This window comes from Succinivibrio faecicola (genome assembly GCF_019448115.1).
Lineage (GTDB): Bacteria > Pseudomonadota > Gammaproteobacteria > Enterobacterales > Succinivibrionaceae > Succinivibrio > Succinivibrio faecicola.
Genome location: NZ_JAGFNY010000012.1, coordinates 34,189 through 51,342 on the forward strand (window position 1 = coordinate 34,189; position 17,154 = coordinate 51,342).

15 protein-coding genes are annotated in these 17,154 nt (G+C 36.1%); 11 read left to right on the plus strand and 4 right to left on the minus strand.

Features of this window, described 5'->3' with window-relative positions; translation table 11 throughout:
• Positions 1 to 70 precede the first annotated feature (70 nt).
• From J5V48_RS04890 to J5V48_RS04900, 3 genes are all read right to left on the minus strand, one after another.
• On the minus strand, positions 71 to 907 hold the full coding sequence (locus tag J5V48_RS04890) for a tetratricopeptide repeat protein (protein ID WP_219937447.1): 837 nt from the start codon (positions 905 to 907) through the stop codon (positions 71 to 73).
• Between the two features lie 9 nt (positions 908 to 916).
• The gene (locus J5V48_RS04895) at positions 917 to 2,644 is read right to left on the minus strand and encodes a DUF3413 domain-containing protein (protein ID WP_219937449.1); all 1,728 of its coding nucleotides are present in this window, start codon (positions 2,642 to 2,644) and stop codon (positions 917 to 919) included.
• Between the two features lie 119 nt (positions 2,645 to 2,763).
• On the minus strand, positions 2,764 to 4,341 hold the full coding sequence (locus tag J5V48_RS04900) for a methyl-accepting chemotaxis protein (protein WP_219937450.1): 1,578 nt from the start codon (positions 4,339 to 4,341) through the stop codon (positions 2,764 to 2,766).
• Between the two features lie 401 nt (positions 4,342 to 4,742).
• On the opposite strand from J5V48_RS04900, the gene J5V48_RS04905 reads away from it, so the two are divergent.
• The 11 genes from J5V48_RS04905 (at position 4,743) to J5V48_RS04955 (ending at position 16,692) form a co-directional block, all read left to right on the plus strand.
• Complete coding sequence (locus J5V48_RS04905) at positions 4,743 to 6,407, plus strand: vWA domain-containing protein (protein WP_219937451.1); 1,665 nt, start codon at positions 4,743 to 4,745, stop codon at positions 6,405 to 6,407.
• 101 nt (positions 6,408 to 6,508) lie between these two features.
• On the plus strand, positions 6,509 to 7,591 hold the full coding sequence (gene queA / locus J5V48_RS04910; RefSeq protein ID WP_219937453.1) for a tRNA preQ1(34) S-adenosylmethionine ribosyltransferase-isomerase QueA: 1,083 nt from the start codon (positions 6,509 to 6,511) through the stop codon (positions 7,589 to 7,591).
• Between the two features lie 9 nt (positions 7,592 to 7,600).
• Positions 7,601 to 8,716, plus strand: a complete 1,116-nt coding sequence (gene tgt / locus J5V48_RS04915; RefSeq protein WP_219937455.1) for a tRNA guanosine(34) transglycosylase Tgt — start codon at positions 7,601 to 7,603, stop codon at positions 8,714 to 8,716.
• Between the two features lie 134 nt (positions 8,717 to 8,850).
• The gene (gene yajC / locus J5V48_RS04920) at positions 8,851 to 9,225 is read left to right on the plus strand and encodes a preprotein translocase subunit YajC (RefSeq protein WP_255557721.1); all 375 of its coding nucleotides are present in this window, start codon (positions 8,851 to 8,853) and stop codon (positions 9,223 to 9,225) included.
• A gap of 63 nt (positions 9,226 to 9,288) precedes the next feature.
• On the plus strand, positions 9,289 to 11,163 hold the full coding sequence (secD, locus tag J5V48_RS04925; protein ID WP_219937456.1) for a protein translocase subunit SecD: 1,875 nt from the start codon (positions 9,289 to 9,291) through the stop codon (positions 11,161 to 11,163).
• A 9-nt stretch (positions 11,164 to 11,172) separates the two neighbouring features.
• The gene (gene secF, locus J5V48_RS04930) at positions 11,173 to 12,120 is read left to right on the plus strand and encodes a protein translocase subunit SecF (protein WP_219937457.1); all 948 of its coding nucleotides are present in this window, start codon (positions 11,173 to 11,175) and stop codon (positions 12,118 to 12,120) included.
• 5 nt (positions 12,121 to 12,125) lie between these two features.
• On the plus strand, positions 12,126 to 13,100 hold the full coding sequence (locus J5V48_RS04935) for a hypothetical protein (protein ID WP_219937458.1): 975 nt from the start codon (positions 12,126 to 12,128) through the stop codon (positions 13,098 to 13,100).
• Complete coding sequence (locus J5V48_RS04940; RefSeq protein ID WP_219937459.1) at positions 13,100 to 13,456, plus strand: ArsR/SmtB family transcription factor; 357 nt, start codon at positions 13,100 to 13,102, stop codon at positions 13,454 to 13,456. The genes J5V48_RS04935 and J5V48_RS04940 overlap by 1 nt, the downstream gene beginning before the upstream one ends.
• 2 nt (positions 13,457 to 13,458) lie before the next feature.
• Positions 13,459 to 14,640 carry an aminotransferase class V-fold PLP-dependent enzyme gene (locus J5V48_RS04945; RefSeq protein WP_219937460.1) on the plus strand — a complete coding sequence of 394 codons (1,182 nt, stop codon included), beginning with the start codon at positions 13,459 to 13,461 and terminating at the stop codon, positions 14,638 to 14,640.
• Positions 14,641 to 15,960, plus strand: a complete 1,320-nt coding sequence (locus tag J5V48_RS04950; protein WP_219937461.1) for an aminopeptidase PepB — start codon at positions 14,641 to 14,643, stop codon at positions 15,958 to 15,960.
• Between the two features lie 3 nt (positions 15,961 to 15,963).
• Positions 15,964 to 16,692 (plus strand): NAD-dependent deacylase, encoded by a 729-nt coding sequence (locus J5V48_RS04955; RefSeq protein ID WP_219937462.1) that lies wholly within the window; start codon positions 15,964 to 15,966, stop codon positions 16,690 to 16,692.
• Here J5V48_RS04955 and J5V48_RS04960 read toward each other — a convergent pair.
• Positions 16,689 to 16,892, minus strand: a complete 204-nt coding sequence (locus tag J5V48_RS04960) for a hypothetical protein (RefSeq protein ID WP_219937463.1) — start codon at positions 16,890 to 16,892, stop codon at positions 16,689 to 16,691. The genes J5V48_RS04955 and J5V48_RS04960 overlap by 4 nt on opposite strands.
• Positions 16,893 to 17,154 lie beyond the last annotated feature (262 nt).

A 17,154-nucleotide genomic window follows, 5' to 3' on the forward strand; every position in this document is an offset into this window, starting at 1 on the left:
AAGATAGAATAAGAAAAGGTCCATACTGACATAATCATTGTATGGACCTTTTTTTATTTAAACAATCAGATTAGTACATGATGGTATAAAGTTTTCTTCTGTACTCTTTTTGCAGAGGATCACCTGACATGGTATTTAGCATATCAAGGAATGTTTTCTTTATCTTTTCTTCAGATAAATCCTTCTTAAGAATATTAAAAAGAATTTCAAGAGCTTGAGCTTTTTTGCCAGCATCACTAAGTGCAACAGCATATTCAACAGCAATCTGAGCGTTATTCTCATCCTCTTTAAACTTTCTTTCAAGCTCTTTAATTTCAGGGCTTTCTGCAGCCTGTTCAGCTAAGGTAAGTGCTGATATAAGATCCTTGTAGTCCTGATCTTCACTAAGCTCTCTGCCTGGATTATCTAAAAGAGTATGCGCCTCATCTAAAGCCTTATCCTTTATGCATAATCTTGCAAGAATAAGTTTTGCTGCATTGTTTTTCTCATCTTCTGCAAATGCTGCTTTTGCCTTTGCTTTAGCCTGCGCAATTTCGCCTTTTTCTTCAAGTTCAAGAGCTTCTTTTAACAGAAGTTCTGCCAAAGAAGGCATATATTCTTTAATTGTTTCATCAAGTTTAGATACGATCTCATCACCCTGAAGAGCAGCAGCAGGTCTTCCCTGCTGCATAACAATCAGAGCAGGAACGCTCTGAAGTCCAAGCTGCATTGCAATAGCCTGAGATACTTTATCCTGTACATTTGCCTCAGCTAGAGCAATAAATTCATTGTCATCACTGATTGCTTTCTTTAATGCTACTGTTGTAGCTTCACACTCAGGAGCATCCATGTAGAAATACACGAATACAGCCTTTTTCATAGAAGTTTCTATGATAAGCTCTTTTACATTCTGTTCAGTTAATCTCATTTTCTTTCCTTAGCCATTAAATCTGTTAATTTCTCTCATAGCTCTGATGAGAGTTTCAAGATTTGGTTTTGTATCCTGTTTTTGTCCGTTGTTGTCAATATAGGCTTTACCATTCTTTCTGTATACCACCACTTTGTTCTTTAAGATCATAAGTAATGATGCACCTTTGCTTGAAATGATAAAGTCACGCTGAGGCAACTTAAGCAGACTGTTTCCTATTGCATAATTTGAACATGGGGTCTGTATACCTAAAATTTCAATAGCAAATGTAGGAACAAGATCGAAATGAGATGAAATATTAAAGAATGAAACACCTCTTAACCCATTGTCAGGAAGCATAAGAATCATTGGAACATGCTGTGCTGACATTGAATATGTGGCATGAGGATTTACTGCAGATGGATTTGCTTTTGATGATGTAATTATTACCATTGCATCATTTAATAAATTCTTTTCATTTAGAGTATGAATGAAATCACCGAATGCTTTATCAATGGCACTTAATTTTTCTTGTCTTTGTTTTGAATTTAACTCAGTTGATGTAAGCGTATCAGAATTGATGTTTACAACATAACTTTGTTCAGGTTTTAAATTTTCAATAAAGCTAAGTGCATTTTCAAAAATTTCTGCATCTGAGTTTTTAAATGAGAAACGATTTTCATTAATGCCTAAAGTTTTAGCGATATTATTTTGAGTATTGCTAGATGGTTTTGTTGAGAATATTCTGATTATATACTCAAGCTTCTGCATATAATCTACAGTAACTGGTTCAACATCATGAGATGTGAATCTGGTTTTATACTGTATTGGCAGGCCGAATGAAGCTGCAAAAATATTATCTTCAAGACTTTCATAAGGCAAAAAATGATTTTCAAAGCTTGTGTACTGTCTTTTGCTTTCCATCAGATTTGGGGTAACGTCCTGGCTTAAATCTGAATATGACATACCATTGATGAAAATCATAATGGTGTTGTTCTTCTTGACAGGATCTGCCTGCGCGATTGTATCTAATGGATACTTGAAAGATGAATTTGAAAGAACAATCTTTCTATCGTTTTCATCAATCCAGCCGTGATTTGACAGAAATGATTTTGCTGTCATTGGATAATGAGCAGGGAACAGTGAACGCATGTTGGTCACTTTCTCATAATTATTTGCATCAGCCCAGATGAATATACCGTGAGATGCTATAAAACAGGCACTTACGATTATCATTACAACGGTAGGGAAGTGGTTGTTTCTGTCCTCTGATTTGTAAAGCTCCCTATTAGAAAGTTTTACAAACAGATATTCAAGTCCTATAAGAATAAAAATAGCGATATACATGAAATTGAAATTAAGACCAGTATTGAAGTCTAAATCTCTAAGCATCAGTGAGCATACTGTCCATGACAGATGAGCCTTTATTGTTAAGAAGAGTTTTGCATCAACAAGTAAAAGCACATGCATTATTATTGCAAGGACAGTACTTATAATTCTGTACCACCTAAACGATCCGATAAAGGTAAGTGGGAAGAAAATGATTAAGAATAATAGAAAAGCTAAGAAACTTAGCTGACCTAACCATGTTACGACAAGGTAAATAAAGGGAATGAAACCATCCGTTTTAGGAGCAGCATATAGATAAACAAGGCCTATAAAAATAGCTAAAAGACCATTTAAAAATATGAAATGGTGTCCCCAGGTGCTTGATCTTAAAACTTGTTCTTTTAGTAGCGGATTGAATTTCTTAAACATAATTCTCTTGTCTTTAAAATGAATCTTAGATCAATTCTATCACGAATTATTGCAATATTGCTTGTACAAAAGGTGAATGGATGAATATGAAAAAGGCATCATTTCTGATGCCTTTAAACTTATTTTGTCTTATAGAATCTTGAGATCATTTCAGCTACGTCATCAGCTTCCACTTTAAGTTTTTTCATATCCTGCTCATGTCTGCTTGAAATGGACGTTGAATCTTCCTGGAAGTTAAAGATGCTGTTTACCTGATCTACAATACTTTTGGCTGTTTCAGTCTGCTGAGTAATTGACTGCATCATCTTGTCAGCATTGTATTTAATTGATGAAATTGCTTCTACGACCTTATCCACATTTTCGTTGTTTCTTCCAACTTCGTTAACACCATCCTCAGCTGCAACAAGACCCTGTTCAGCCATTTCATCAGCATCAGTAGCGTTAACCTTAAACTGTGAAATCAGATCATGAATACTCTGTGTTGACTTATGAGTAGACAGTGAAAGTGATCTTACCTCATCGGCTACTACAGCAAATCCCTTACCTGCTTCACCGGCTCTGGCAGCTTCAATTGAAGCATTCAAAGCAAGAAGGTTTGTCTGATCTGAAATCTGATCAATAAGCTCTGAAGCCTGTGAAATCTCTTCAACCTTTGATGACAGGTTCTTAATTGATGATGCTATATTCTTTACCTGATCATCAAGAGTGGAGATTGCTTCATGAGTTCTTTGAGAAATTGTTTTTCCTTCCTGTAAAAGCTCATAGGTAATATCTGAGCTTTGAGTTGTCTGGGTTACAGATTCTGATAGATCGTTCATCATCAGGAGCATATCATTAGAGATATTCTGCATTGAGCGGGCAACTCGTCTTGCTTTTCTGGTTCTTTGCTCCATATCCTTTGCAACATCCTGAGCGCGATTTAAATTATCATCTGCAAGGTTGCACAGTCTTATTGATGCTTCATTTACTCTGGTAAGAATCGCATCGATATACTTTTCCTGGCATTTAAGAGCGAATTTTGCCTTTTCAATATCGATATTCTTTTTTTCGTTGGTATAGATTCCAAGAGTTAATGGATCGACTTGTAGCTCATTCTTATCAATTACTCTGTATATAAATTTGTTCTTTTCATTAAGCTCTCTTGTGAATACGAATAAGGAAAAGACTCCAGCTGCAAGCACAGATAGGAAACTTGGAGAGTACAGAGCAAACAAAAACAGAAAGAAAGCAATTGCGTAAAAGTAGATGTTGAAATTATTTAAAACAGATACACTTACTTTTTCTCTGCGATTTAGCTTTGCATATGCTTCTTTAGCGTTTTCTATCTCATATTTTGTAGCTTTTGTTCTGACAGATTCATACCCGATTATTTTTCCATCCTGGAAAATAGGAAGAATAAATGCATTTACCCAATAGTAAGAGCCATCTTTGCAACGGTTTTTTATAATACCCATGAAAGGTTTGCCTTCCTTTAGGTTATCCCACATGAGTTTGAATACCTGAGTTGGCATATCTGGATGTCTAATAATATTGTGAGGCTGTCCTATGAGCTCTTCCCTTGAAAATCCACACATATCCACAAAGGTCTGATTGACATCAGTGATAATGCCTTTTGCATCAGTTACAGAGATAATTCGTGTATTCGGAACATTTGGAAAAGGAACTTCTCTGTCTATTACTGGAAGATTGTTTCTCATGATTGTACCGTTACATCCCTTAAAAATTTTTATGATAATAGTAGTTATATTGTTATTATGCCTATAAATATCGGAAATGGCTAAGAATTCTGAACGATTTAGACCCGATTTATATTCAAATGGTGAGCATGTTCAAATATTAGATTTAACTTAAGAGGTGAGCTTTGTAAAATTTTTACGTTTTTTTTATCAATTCTTTTATAGAAATGTGTTCCTTAAGTCACAAATTTATTTTGAACAGTCAATAGTTATAATTAGCTTTTCTTTTGCAAAAGAAAAAAAAGTAAAAATATATCTATATGAATTATAAGAAAAAGTTTGAGTAAAGTCGCGCAAAACGCCATTTGAAAGGCTCAAAAAAATTTTTGATGGTGAAAATATAGCAAAAAGAGGAGAATTATATGAATTCACTATCAAATGCTTTGCCTATTATGGTTAGCAATTATTCAAAACTTTTTGGTATTACTGTAAGAATACAGGGAACTAGCGCCTATACAAACGGACAGGTTATCACAATTCCAAGACTTGATATGAGTGATCCTACCAAGGCAAGACTTGCCTATGGATATTTAGCTCATGAAGCTTCGCATGTCAGATATACTGATTTTTCACTAATCAAGACTGAAAAAATTGGCGAGAATCTTCTTTTAATGTCTTTACTCAATATTCTTGAGGACTGCAGAATAGAAAAGCTAATTGCAAAAGAATTTATTGGTGTTTATGAAAACCTGCTTTTGCTCAATGACTACTATGAATCTGAATGGAAAAACTACTGCAGAAATATTCATAACTATGATTCTATTTCTATACTCCTAAGTTTTATTCAATGCTATGCTCAGAGTAATATTCAGCATTTTGTCAGTTCAAGACCAAAGGCATCTTTTCTTTTTTATGTGCTTAAAACAAGAGTTCAATATGAAGATTTAAAAAAGATCATAAGAATTATTAAAAAGTCTTTTTGTGCAAATAGCACTCAACAGGTCCTTGATATATGCAAAGAAATCTATTCTCTTGTAGTTTCTTTGAATTTCAAGTTCAAAGAATATCACTCAGATCCTGAATTCATTAAAAATTTAGGTGATCTGAATATGTCACTTCAGTCCGTTGACAAGATGATAAAGTCTAAAGTTGCTAAGAGAAATCTTTCTTTAATGAAGGAATACGCAAAGTTTAGAAATCTGTGCCAAGGAGATTTTAATAATGCCACACCTAATAAGGGGGGAGCACATATTATTGAGGAGAACAGTTTAGGAACTCACTCATCTTCAAGAGAGGATTTTGGCCTGTTCAGTGATCAGGACTGTCCTTTAGGTGATCCAGATTTTATCAAATGTGCAGAGCCATCATATGGCATTAGAATGGGGTTAAGACATAAGGTTTTAGGTTATGTTCGTCATTATGGAAAGCATACATATTCATCAAATAGAATCGATCCTATTAAAGCTCAGAAGGTCTGCTTAGGTGAGGTAAATATTTTTAAGGACAGAATAGTAGCAAGAGATTTTTCAACTTCAGTTCATATTCTTGTTGATGTATCAAGTTCAATGATAACAACAGATGGTGAGAATAACTCAAGGGCTTTTGAAGCATGCAAAACAGCACTTATGCTTTCTTTGGCACTTGAAAATATTGATGGAATAAAAACTCTAGTTACATATTTTCCAGGTGTCAGAAATGAATTTGAAATTGCACTAAGAGATAATGAAAAGGTATCAAAAGTTGCACCAAGATTCGATCAGACACCAAGAGGCTCAACGCCACTTGCACAGGCCTTTTGGTATGCACTTGGAAAAGTAAACTCTCTTGAGTGTCAGAGAAATATTGTCATTGTGATTACAGATGGAATGCCTGATTCTATAAGTAATACCATGCAGTGTATAGAGTATGCAAAAAAGCATGGAGTTGAGGTTTATGGAATTTCAATCCGCTCAGAAATGATTAAGCAGTTTTTTGATAATGCAATTATTCTTGAAAGTGCTTCAAAGCTTGAAGAAAAATCATATGAACTATTCTCTAAACTGTTTGACGTTCAAAAATGCAGTTATCTTGATTTAATTGAAGACTAGTGCAAAAAGGATCTGCAGTGGTTATATGTCACCATTTTCTTTGCTGTATGTATATTATCTGAAAAATGGTAGAATATGCGCAGTTTAAAGAGGTACACAAATTGTTAAGAAGCGATTTTAATTTTGATTTGCCAGAAGAGCTGATTGCAACATATCCAAGTGAACAGCGTACTGGTTGCAGAATGCTTTGTCTGAACGGTCTTGACGGCACATATTCTGATAAGCACTTTTATGATTTGAAAGAATTCTTAAAGCCAGGTGATCTGCTTGTATTCAATGACACAAAGGTTATCCCTGCAAGATTATATGGTAAAAAAGAATCTGGTGGTGCTTTAGAGTTCCTTATTGAAAGACTAGTAAGTGAAACTTCTGCTCTGACTCACATCAAATCAAGTCGTTCACCAAAGGCTGGTGCAACACTGATTATCGATGGCGGTTATGAATTCATGGTTGATGGTCGTGAAGGAGAACTCTTCAAGATCTCCACAAAAAATGGCGAATCATTACTGGATATTCTTAATAAGGTCGGACATATTCCTCTTCCTCCATATATAGACAGACCAGATGAAGAGCTTGATAGAGAAAGATATCAGACTGTTTATTCAAAGATTCCTGGCGCTGTTGCAGCTCCAACAGCTGGTCTTCATTTTGATGATAATCAGCTAGAAGAGCTAAAAAAGATGGGGGTAAACCTGGCTTTTGTAACTTTGCATGTCGGTGCCGGTACTTTTCAGCCTGTAAGAGAAGATGATATTTTAAATCATCATATGCATTCAGAATTTGTTCATCTTTCAAAGGAAGTTGCTGATGCTGTAATACAGACTCACAAAAATGGAAACAGAGTTATTGCAGTTGGTACAACAGCAGTCCGCTCTTTAGAAAGTGCAGCTTGTTTTGCTAAAAAGAGTGGCTCATCAGATGAGATTGTTCCTTTTTCAAATGATACATCCATCTTTATTTATCCAGGATATGATTACCATGTAGTTGATTGTCTGATTACAAATTTTCATCTTCCGGAATCAACTCTAATCATGCTTGTAAGCGCATTTGCAGGTTATTCACATACAATGAATGCCTACTTACATGCTGTAAACGAGAAGTACCACTTTTTCAGTTATGGCGATTGCATGTTTATTACAAAGAATCCAATGGCAAAAGAAGATTTGCCTCCATCTGCTAAATAGGATCTGTTTATGAAATTTGAGATCAAGTCACGTTGTGGTAAAGCACGATTAGGTCAGATGGTTTTTGACAGAGGTGTTGTCAGAACCCCTGCCTTTATGCCTGTAGGTACACTAGGTACTGTAAAGGCATTGCGCCCTGAGAATGTTGAGCAAATAGGTGCAGATATTCTTCTTGGAAATACTTTTCATTTGTGGCTAAGACCAGGTACAGAGGTTATCAAAGCTCATGGTGACCTTCATGATTTTATGAACTGGCATAAGCCTATTCTTACTGACTCTGGAGGCTTTCAGGTATTCTCTTTATCTGAAATAAGAAAGGTAACTGAGGATGGTGTATATTTCAGACATCCTATAAACGGTTCAAAGCTGTTCTTATCGCCTGAAGTGTCAATGCAGATTCAGTATGATCTCGGTTCAGACATCGTAATGCAGTTTGATGAATGCATAGGTCTTCCTGCCACAAGAGAAGAAATGGGCAGAGCAATGAGACTGTCATTAAGATGGGCAAAAAGATCTAAAGATGAATTTACAAGACTTGGTAACAAGAACGCACTGTTTGGAATAATTCAGGGCGGTTCTGATGAGGCTTTAAGAGAAGAGTCATTAAAAGGTCTTACTGATATCGGTTTTGATGGATATGCTATTGGTGGTTTGGCTGTAGGTGAGCCTAAACCTGTAATGTACAAAGCCCTGCAGCATATTGCTCCAAAAATGCCAGAGGACAGACCAAGATATCTTATGGGTGTTGGTACTCCTATGGATATTCTTCAGGGCGTACTCAATGGTGTTGATATGTTCGACTGTGTTATGCCGTCAAGAAATGCAAGAAATGCACATCTATTCACATCCAAGGGAGTTGTGAGAATCCGTAATGCAAAATATGCTATGGATACCTCGCCACTTGATGAGAATTGTACATGTTACACCTGTCAGAACTACTCAAAAGCATATCTGCATCATTTAGATAAATGCAAAGAGGTTTTAGGTGCCCACCTAAATACTATTCATAATCTTCATTTTTATGAAAAATTTATGCAGGATATTAGAGATGCCATTGCAGAAGACAGATTAGAGCAGTTTGCAGAAAACTTCTATAAGGTATATGGTTATCCAGAGAAGGTATAGCTCATATATTTGTTCTTTTGTGGTGAGTGTTGGCAATATCAGTCTTAAGATCTGATTAAAAAAGAAATTGTGGTATACTCTTTTGAGTTAAATACTAAAATAAAACTATTTAAACTTTTTGAAGGAAAATAAAAATGAGTATTATTTCAGCAGCATATGCAGCAGATACCGCAGCTCCTGCAGCTCAGCAGGGTGGCGATATGAGCATGATCATTATCCTTACTATCTGTATGATCGCTGTTTATTTCCTCTTTATGCGTCCAAATAACAAAAAGCGTAAAGAGATGCAGAAATTATTAGATAATCTGGCTGTTGGTGATGAGGTTTTAACCAATGGTGGTATAGTTGGTCGTATCACTAAGTTACCAGACAACAAGGAATACGTTCTAGTATCAGTATCATCAGGTGTTGTTATGCAGTTTAAGCGCAACTATGTTGTAGCAGTTCTGCCAAAGGGCACCGTAGAAGCTATCTCTGTTGAAAAGCAGGTAGCAAATAAGAATAAATAATAGCAGTTTGTGAAATCAAGGCTACCGCAAGGTAGCTTTGTATCTTTATATAGGTAACATAAAGTGTTAAACAAATTCCCTCTGTGGAAAAACATCATGGTTTTCTTTGTGATTGCTGTGGGATTTTTCTACGCACTTCCAAATCTATATGGTGAAGATCCGGCTCTTCAGATTTCAGGTACCCATGGGGTTGAATTAGATCAGAAGACAGTTGATTCAATCAAAAATACATTACAGAGCAAGAATATTGAAGGTAAATATGAATTTGCCAATAGTCAGCTTTTAATCAGATTTGCAAATACAGATGAGCAGTTATCTGCAAGACAGATTGTATCTTCATCTCTATCTGAAAATTATGTTGTTGCTTTAAATCTTGCACCTGCAACTCCTGAATGGATGAGAAATATCGGTATGCATCCATTAAAGTTAGGTCTTGATCTTCGAGGTGGTGTTCATTTCCTTATGGAAGTTGACATGGAAGAAGCTATGAAGAAGATGAGATCTCAGCTTACTAATGATTTTAGAACAGAGCTTAGAAACCACGATATTCGTTTATCTTCTGTAAAAGCTGAAAATGATTATGTTCTTGTTGAGTTCAAAGATGCTTTAACAAGAGATAAGGCTCAGGAGCTTTTAGCATCTCGTCACAAGGACTTTAAGGTTGTTTCTCAGGATATTTCTGATAAATTTTATGTAAGAGCAACAATGACTCCTCAAAAACTCTCTGAGATCAGAACAAATGCTGTTGATCAGAACATAAATATTATCAGAAACCGTGTTAATGAATTAGGTGTTGCAGAACCTCTAGTTCAAAGACAGGGTGCAGACAGACTTGTTGTTGAACTTCCAGGTGTTCAGGATACAGCAAGAGCAAAAGAGATTTTAGGTGCTACAGCAACATTAGAGTTCCGTCTTGTTGATTCTAACGCTGATATTCAGGCTGCAGCTGCAGGTCATGTACCAGCAGGCTGTGAGGTTATCAACGATCAGCAGGGCTACCCTGTAGTTGTTCACAAGCAGGTTGTTTTAACCGGTGATCATATTGTAGATGCAAGTTCATCAGCAGATGAAAATGGTCGTCCTCAAGTAAATATCAGTCTTGATTCACGTGGTGGTTCTATCATGGCCGCCTTTACAAAAGACAATATCGGTAAGCCAATGGGAACAAACTTCATTGAGTATGTTGTTGTTCCATCAAATGATCCAAATGCACCAAAGCCAGGTGATCTGAACTATAAGCCAAAGTTCAAGAAGATAGAGAGAATGATTAATATTGCAACTATTCAGTCTCGTCTTGGATCATCATTTAGAATCACAGGACTTGATTCTCCTAAGGAAGCTCATAATTTAGCTCTGCTTTTAAGAGCTGGTGCTCTTATTGCTCCAATTCAGATTGTTGAAGAAAGAACAATTGGTCCTTCACTTGGTCAGCAGAACATTGATAACGGTATGAAAGCAATGCTATATGGTATTGTATTCCTTGCTGTATTCATGATTATCTACTACAAGTCATTTGGTTTTATTGCAAATCTTGCTTTAGTATTCAATCTGGTTTTACTGGTTGGAATCATGTCATTAATTCCTGGTGCAACCATGACACTACCTGGTATTGCAGGTATCGTGCTCACACTTGGTATGGCTGTTGATGCTAACGTGCTTATTTATGAAAGAATCCGTGAAGAGATCAGAAATAACAGACCAGTTCAGATTGCTATCAATGAAGGTTATGCACGTGCGTTTGTAACAATTGCTGATTCTAATATCACCTCATTTATTACTTCTCTGATTCTGTTCATGGTCGGAACTGGTGCGGTTAAGGGCTTTGCTCTTGTACTTATGATTGGTCTTGCAAGTTCTATGTTTACTGCTGTTACAGCATGTCGTGCAGTTGTAAATATTGTATACGGCGGACGCAATATCAAGAAGCTGAGCATATAGGAGAAAATGATGCTTCAATTTATTAAGCAATCTACTGTTATTCCTTTTATGAAGATAAAAGGAATTGTTGAAGTCCTTTGCCTTGTATTAGTTATAGGCTCAATTGTATCTATGTGTACTAAGGGGCTTAACTGGGGTCTTGATTTTACAGGTGGTATTGTTGTTGAAACCTCTTATTCAAAAGCTGTAGACCTCAATGATGTAAAGAAAGAATATGCAAAGCAGGGCATTGTTGGTACAACACAGCACTTTGGTACTAATCAGGACGTTCTTGTTAGAGTTGCTCCAAAAGATGGTCTTGATCAGCAGATTGTAACTAACAAGGTAATGGCAGCTTCAAAAGCTCTTGATCCTTCAGTTACTTTAAGCCGCACTGAGTATGTTGGACCTGCAGTTGGTGAGGAGCTTGTTGAAAGCGGTCTTATTGCAATAGTTGTTTCTTTATTAGCTATTCTTATCTATATTGCATTCAGATTCGAGTGGCGTATGGCAACAGGTGCTGTCATTTCACTTGCTTATGACGTTATTGTTGTATTAGGCACTTTCTCAGTTCTTCAGATTGAATATGACCTTACAGTTTTAGCAGCTGTTTTAACTGTGGTTGGTTATTCTCTGAACGATAAGATTGTTGTATTTGACAGAATCAGAGAAAATGCATCATCTCTTCCAAGAAATACAGTAATGAGCAGACTGTTTGACGTTTCTTTAACTCAGACTTTATCTAGAACCATTATCACCTCAGGTACAACACTGATTACTGTTGTCAGCCTCATGATTTTTGGTGGTGAGATGATTTATGGTTTCGCTCTTGCCTTGTTTGTCGGTATTGTTTTTGGTACTATTTCATCAATCTATGTGGCTTCTACATGGGCATTAATTCTCGGAATCAAGCGTGAGAATCTTGTTCCTGTAAAAATTGAGAAAAAAGAGTCAGATGGATATGAAACCATGGACTAAAAACAATGCATACTTTTATAAGATCATGCACTAGTCTTCTATGTGCAGGTCTTTTTGCCCTCATTCTTGCATCCTGTCAAAGTGGGGGCTTTGATTCCTCTTCAAATAAACTTCAGGGCGATTTTTCAGTTCCTGCCAAATATATTTATCTTGTGAAAACATCCTACAGTACTCTCAATCGAGATCAGAATATTCTTACAAAACTTCTGATGATGCTTGATTCTGAGCAGAAAAATTCAGTAGAAAAAGCTACAATTTTTTATGAGGCAGGTCTTGTATATGATGATTTAGGCCTTGAATCAATGGCAAGATTCATGATGATGAATGCCATTGTAAACAAACCTGATTATGCCGCTGCATATGAACTTATCGGAGTTTATTATTTAAAGGATGGAAGAATTGCTGATGCCTGCGATGCATTCGATTCTGCTATTGAACTTGATAAGAACAGTAAGTCAATGTACCCATACCTTAACAGGGCTTATGCAATGTATTATACAAAGCGATATCAAAAAGCCTATGAAGATATCTGTGAGTTCTATAATGCAGATAAAAGAGATCCATACCGTCTGCTGTCAAAATATATAATTGAATCAGCTTATAAGGGTGAATCTGAGGCAATAGAATCCTTGTCTAACGCATATATTAATAACGATCTTGATGTTAAGTCTCCTTTTGGCATAGCACTTATAAATCATACTCTAGGCCTAATTTCGACAGATGAACTGTTTGAAAAAATTCTTGAGGACAAGAATAGGGGTGATCTGATGCAAGAACATCTTTGTGAGGCTTATTACTATCTTGGAAAACAAGCTCTTAAGATGGGAAAAGACAAGCTTGCATATGATTACTTCAAACTATCAAGATCAACTGATAAATATAATTTTCTTGAATACAGAAATTCATATCTGGAGATGCGCTCTTTAGAGAAAAAATATAATCTTTTAGCACCATACTCTGCAGAGGAGAGAGAGCTGTAATGAGTGATTTAAATTCAAATGCCGTTATAGATTTGTCCGATGAGCAGCTAGACGATGTTAGACAGGCTATTTTAGCCTCAGATGATGCTCTTGTAATGAGTGAATTTTTTAAAGCTCTATCCGATCCTACAAGAATAAATATGGTTCATGCTATGCTGATACACAAATGGCTTTGTGTAGGTGATCTTGCAAAGATTGTAGGATTGTCAAAATCAGCTATATCACATCAGTTAGCCTATATGAGAATCAATAAATTGGTTAAGGTAAAAAGAGAGGGTAGAAAAGCCTTTTATGCTCTTGATGATTCTCATGTGGAATCTTTATTTGCCTTGGCACTATCACATATAAAAGAATAAAAATGAATAAACCAGTATATTTTGACTATGCTGCAGCAACACCTACCGATCCTAGAGTGATTGAAAAAATGGTAGAGAGTCTTTGTATAGATGGAACCTTTGCAAATCCACATGCAAAGGATCATGTATACGGATGGGAAGCAGCAGAAGCTGTCGAGAACGCCAGAGAGCAGGTTGCAGATCTGATTGGAGCATCTGCCCTCGAAATCACCTTTACCTCAGGTGCAACAGAGAGTAACAATCTTGCAATCTTTGGTCTTGCAAAAGGTCTTAAGGAAAAAGGTGACAAAAGATGTCACATCATTACATCAAAAATTGAACATAAAGCTATTTTGGAAGCTTGTGAAATCCTGGAAAAAGAAGGTTATAAGGTTACATATTTAACTCCAAGACCTGATGGTGTAATTACAAGTCAGATGGTTGATGATGCAATTACAGATGAAACCTTCTTAGTAACTATTGCTCAGGCAAATTCTGTATTAGGTGCGATAAGTGATATTCATGAAATTGCATCTGTCTGTCATAAAAAGGGAGTGTTCTTCCATTCAGATACTGCTCAGAGTATTGGCTACCTTAAGATGGATTATGACAATAGTGATATTGACATGGTTACATTAACCTGTGAAAAGGTTTGCGGTCCGAAAGGAGTCGGAGCTCTGTATGTAAAGCGCTCATCGAACGTACCTTTATTTGCTCAGATATATGGTGGCGGTCAGGAAAAGGGATTAAGAGGCGGTACTGTTCCTACACATGAAGTTGTAGGATTAGGGCAGGCCTTTGAAATTCTTAAAAAAGAGGGCAAGAAAGATCATGAGCGTTTTAAACTCTTAAGAGCAAGACTTATTGACGGCATCAAGGATCTTGAAGGATTAAAGATTAATCAGTCAGAGAATAATCTGCCAAATATTCTTTCTATAAGTTTTGAAAATATTGATGGTCATATGCTGCTTCCTACATTAAGTGCTATTGCAGCATCAACAGGATCAGCTTGCTCATCAAGTAATTTAAAACCATCATATATTCTAAAGGCTATTGGTCTTTCAGATGAAATGGCCAGAGCATCTATCCGTCTTTCATTTGGTAGATTTACAACAAAAGATCAGATAGATACAGTTGTACATGAGCTTAATGACAAGATACCAAAGCTTCGTGAATCAGGTTCAATGTGGAATGTGAGGAAATAAATGTTTAAACTTCTGTCAGTAGATTCATTATCTTCTCTTAATGTTGTTATAAATCTAAAAGAAGGTAAAGCTCAGGCTCCATTTGAGGAAAACGCAAAATTTACTCCAAATGAGAATGGTTATACTGTATATATAGATACTAAAGATTTTCGCTGGTATCAGAAGGCTGCAAGAGTAATTGCAAAACTCAATATCTATAATTTCTCTGTAATTTCAGTAGCTCCTTTTAAATCATTAGAACTGTTTTATTTCTTGATGGCTCTTCATGATGGAAAGCATGATTATTATGTTGCTGTTGAAAAGAATAATCTTGATCTACAGGAAATTGAAAACAGAGTAAACCTTGTTTGTTCCTACAGAGAGATTGCAGATCTGGATTCAAAATACATCTCTCCTGTTAAACTTGTTCAGACAGTATATGAACTAATCAGAAAGACTGCTGCATCAAACAGTGCATATACAAAGCTGACACTGATAGACAATAGTTCAGATGATTTTGATTCACTTGTAGGCTTAAAGACAGTAGGTTTAGCATCAGATAAATCTCCATGCCTAGGTATTATTGATTATGCGCCAAATGAACAGGCTGCTAATTCTCAGGTTGACATTGCTCTAGTTGGTAAGGGTATTACCTTTGATACAGGTGGTTATTCCCTAAAGCCTGATAAGTATATGGAAACCATGAGAACAGATAAGAGTGCAGCTGTATATCTTGCTGGTGCTCTTCATCTTGCAATCAGTAAAGGTTTAAACAAGCATGTAAGATTATATCTTTGCTGTTCAGAGAATATGGTATCAGGCAAGGGCATGCTTCCTGGTGACATTATTGAATATCCAAACGGTATCAAGGTTGAAATAAACAATACTGATGCTGAAGGCAGATTGGTTCTTGCTGATGGATTATTAAGAGCTCAAAAAGATGGAGCATTAGAAATTCTTGATATGGCAACATTAACCGGTGCTGCAAAAGTAGCTGTTGGACGAGATTTATTCTGTGTCATGACTCCTAATAACAAGATGAATGTAAAAATGCAGGAAGCTTTTGATGCAACTCTGGAAATGTACTGGCAGTTGCCAATGCTCAAAGAGCATAAGAGATTTTTATCATCAAGAAGAGCTGATATAACAAATTCAGGTCATGGTGACAGTGTTCCTGGCGCAAGTGCTGCCGCCGCTTTCTTAAGAGAGTTTGTTGATAAGGCAATTCCATGGACTCATATTGATCTGTCATCAGCTTATCTTCCTGATGAAAGTCCATTTTTAGGAGCCGGTCCAACAGGCTCAACAATTCTAGGAATTGCAGCTTATTTGAGAGCATAGCCTATGTATAAAAATATCGTTGTACTGACAGGTGCAGGAATTTCAGCAGAATCTGGCATTCCTGTGTTCAGATCGGATACAGGCTTATGGGAGCATGAGCGCGTTGAAGACGTAGCTACCTATGATGGTTTTTTGAAAAATAAAACTAAGGTACACGATTTTTATAACAAAATGCGTCAGAGCATAAAGAGCAAAGCACCAAATCAGGCTCATCTAGCACTTACAAAACTGCAAAGTGAAATTCAAAAAAGATATGGCGGTGTTGTCAGTATTGTTACACAGAATATTGACGATCTGCATGAAAAGGCCGGCTCTAAAGACATAATTCATATGCACGGTGAGCTTAATTCAATTTTGTGTGAAAGCTGCAAGAGCAGAGTGGAATTTTTTGACAATTCATCTGTTGATTCAGTATGTCCTGTATGTGGTAAAAAGTCTTTAAGACCAGATATAGTCTGGTTTGGTGAAATACCTTATCAGATGGAAAAAATAGAGAAGCTACTCTGTCAGTGTGATCTGTTTTTATCAATAGGAACATCAGGAGTTGTCTATCCTGCTGCAGGTTTCTGTCATGTAGCAAAAAGCTGTGGAGCTACATGTGTAGAGTTCAATCTTGAACAATCCAATGTGGCAACACAGTTTCATTATGGTCTGTATGAAAAGGCTTCAGTGAGTGTTCCTGCATTTGTTGAACATCTTATAGAACACAATGAACTTCTAAAGGAAATTTAGGCTTTAGCTTGAATTATCAGCTCCTTTGAATTTGCAATAAACAGTTTCCTGTATACCCTATACAGGATCTCATCTTGTCTGTCCTTTGGAAGTTCATGAAACTGATGCAAAAGCTGATCCCATAAAGGCATCTGCGCAATGAATTTATTGCGATGGACCCTTATAGGATTGATATTAAGCTTGTCATTATTCTTGAACATCTTTGTATCTCTAATCAGTATATTTGCCAATCTATTATTGAGAATAGTTTCAAATTTTAAATATGCAATGGATAAGAACGTACAAAAATTTTTTTATTATCAAATTGCAATGTATTTCATTTTTTAAAGAAAAAATAAGATTCAAAATTTGACTTTTAAAGACATACACCTTTTCTATCAATATCTATGGCGAAATTATTAAAGCACACTAAGATCACAATTTGATTATGTTTATGCCTTAATACTTGCAATCAAATCACTC

Excerpts from the sequence above, each read along its gene's own strand:
- J5V48_RS04900 (WP_219937450.1), bottom strand. The coding sequence starts at position 4,341 with ATGAGAAACAATCTTCCAGTAATAGACAGAGAAGTTCCTTTTCCAAAT.
- J5V48_RS04940 (WP_219937459.1), top strand. The coding sequence starts at position 13,100 with ATGAGTGATTTAAATTCAAATGCCGTTATAGATTTGTCCGATGAGCAG.
- J5V48_RS04955 (WP_219937462.1), top strand. The coding sequence starts at position 15,964 with ATGTATAAAAATATCGTTGTACTGACAGGTGCAGGAATTTCAGCAGAA.
- secF (WP_219937457.1), top strand. The coding sequence starts at position 11,173 with ATGCTTCAATTTATTAAGCAATCTACTGTTATTCCTTTTATGAAGATA.
- J5V48_RS04950 (WP_219937461.1), top strand. The coding sequence starts at position 14,641 with ATGTTTAAACTTCTGTCAGTAGATTCATTATCTTCTCTTAATGTTGTT.
- J5V48_RS04945 (WP_219937460.1), top strand. The coding sequence starts at position 13,459 with ATGAATAAACCAGTATATTTTGACTATGCTGCAGCAACACCTACCGAT.
- J5V48_RS04895 (WP_219937449.1), bottom strand. The coding sequence starts at position 2,644 with ATGTTTAAGAAATTCAATCCGCTACTAAAAGAACAAGTTTTAAGATCA.
- J5V48_RS04890 (WP_219937447.1), bottom strand. The coding sequence starts at position 907 with ATGAGATTAACTGAACAGAATGTAAAAGAGCTTATCATAGAAACTTCT.
- tgt (WP_219937455.1), top strand. The coding sequence starts at position 7,601 with ATGAAATTTGAGATCAAGTCACGTTGTGGTAAAGCACGATTAGGTCAG.
- J5V48_RS04960 (WP_219937463.1), bottom strand. The coding sequence starts at position 16,892 with ATGTTCAAGAATAATGACAAGCTTAATATCAATCCTATAAGGGTCCAT.
- J5V48_RS04905 (WP_219937451.1), top strand. The coding sequence starts at position 4,743 with ATGAATTCACTATCAAATGCTTTGCCTATTATGGTTAGCAATTATTCA.
- J5V48_RS04935 (WP_219937458.1), top strand. The coding sequence starts at position 12,126 with ATGCATACTTTTATAAGATCATGCACTAGTCTTCTATGTGCAGGTCTT.
- yajC (WP_255557721.1), top strand. The coding sequence starts at position 8,851 with ATGAGTATTATTTCAGCAGCATATGCAGCAGATACCGCAGCTCCTGCA.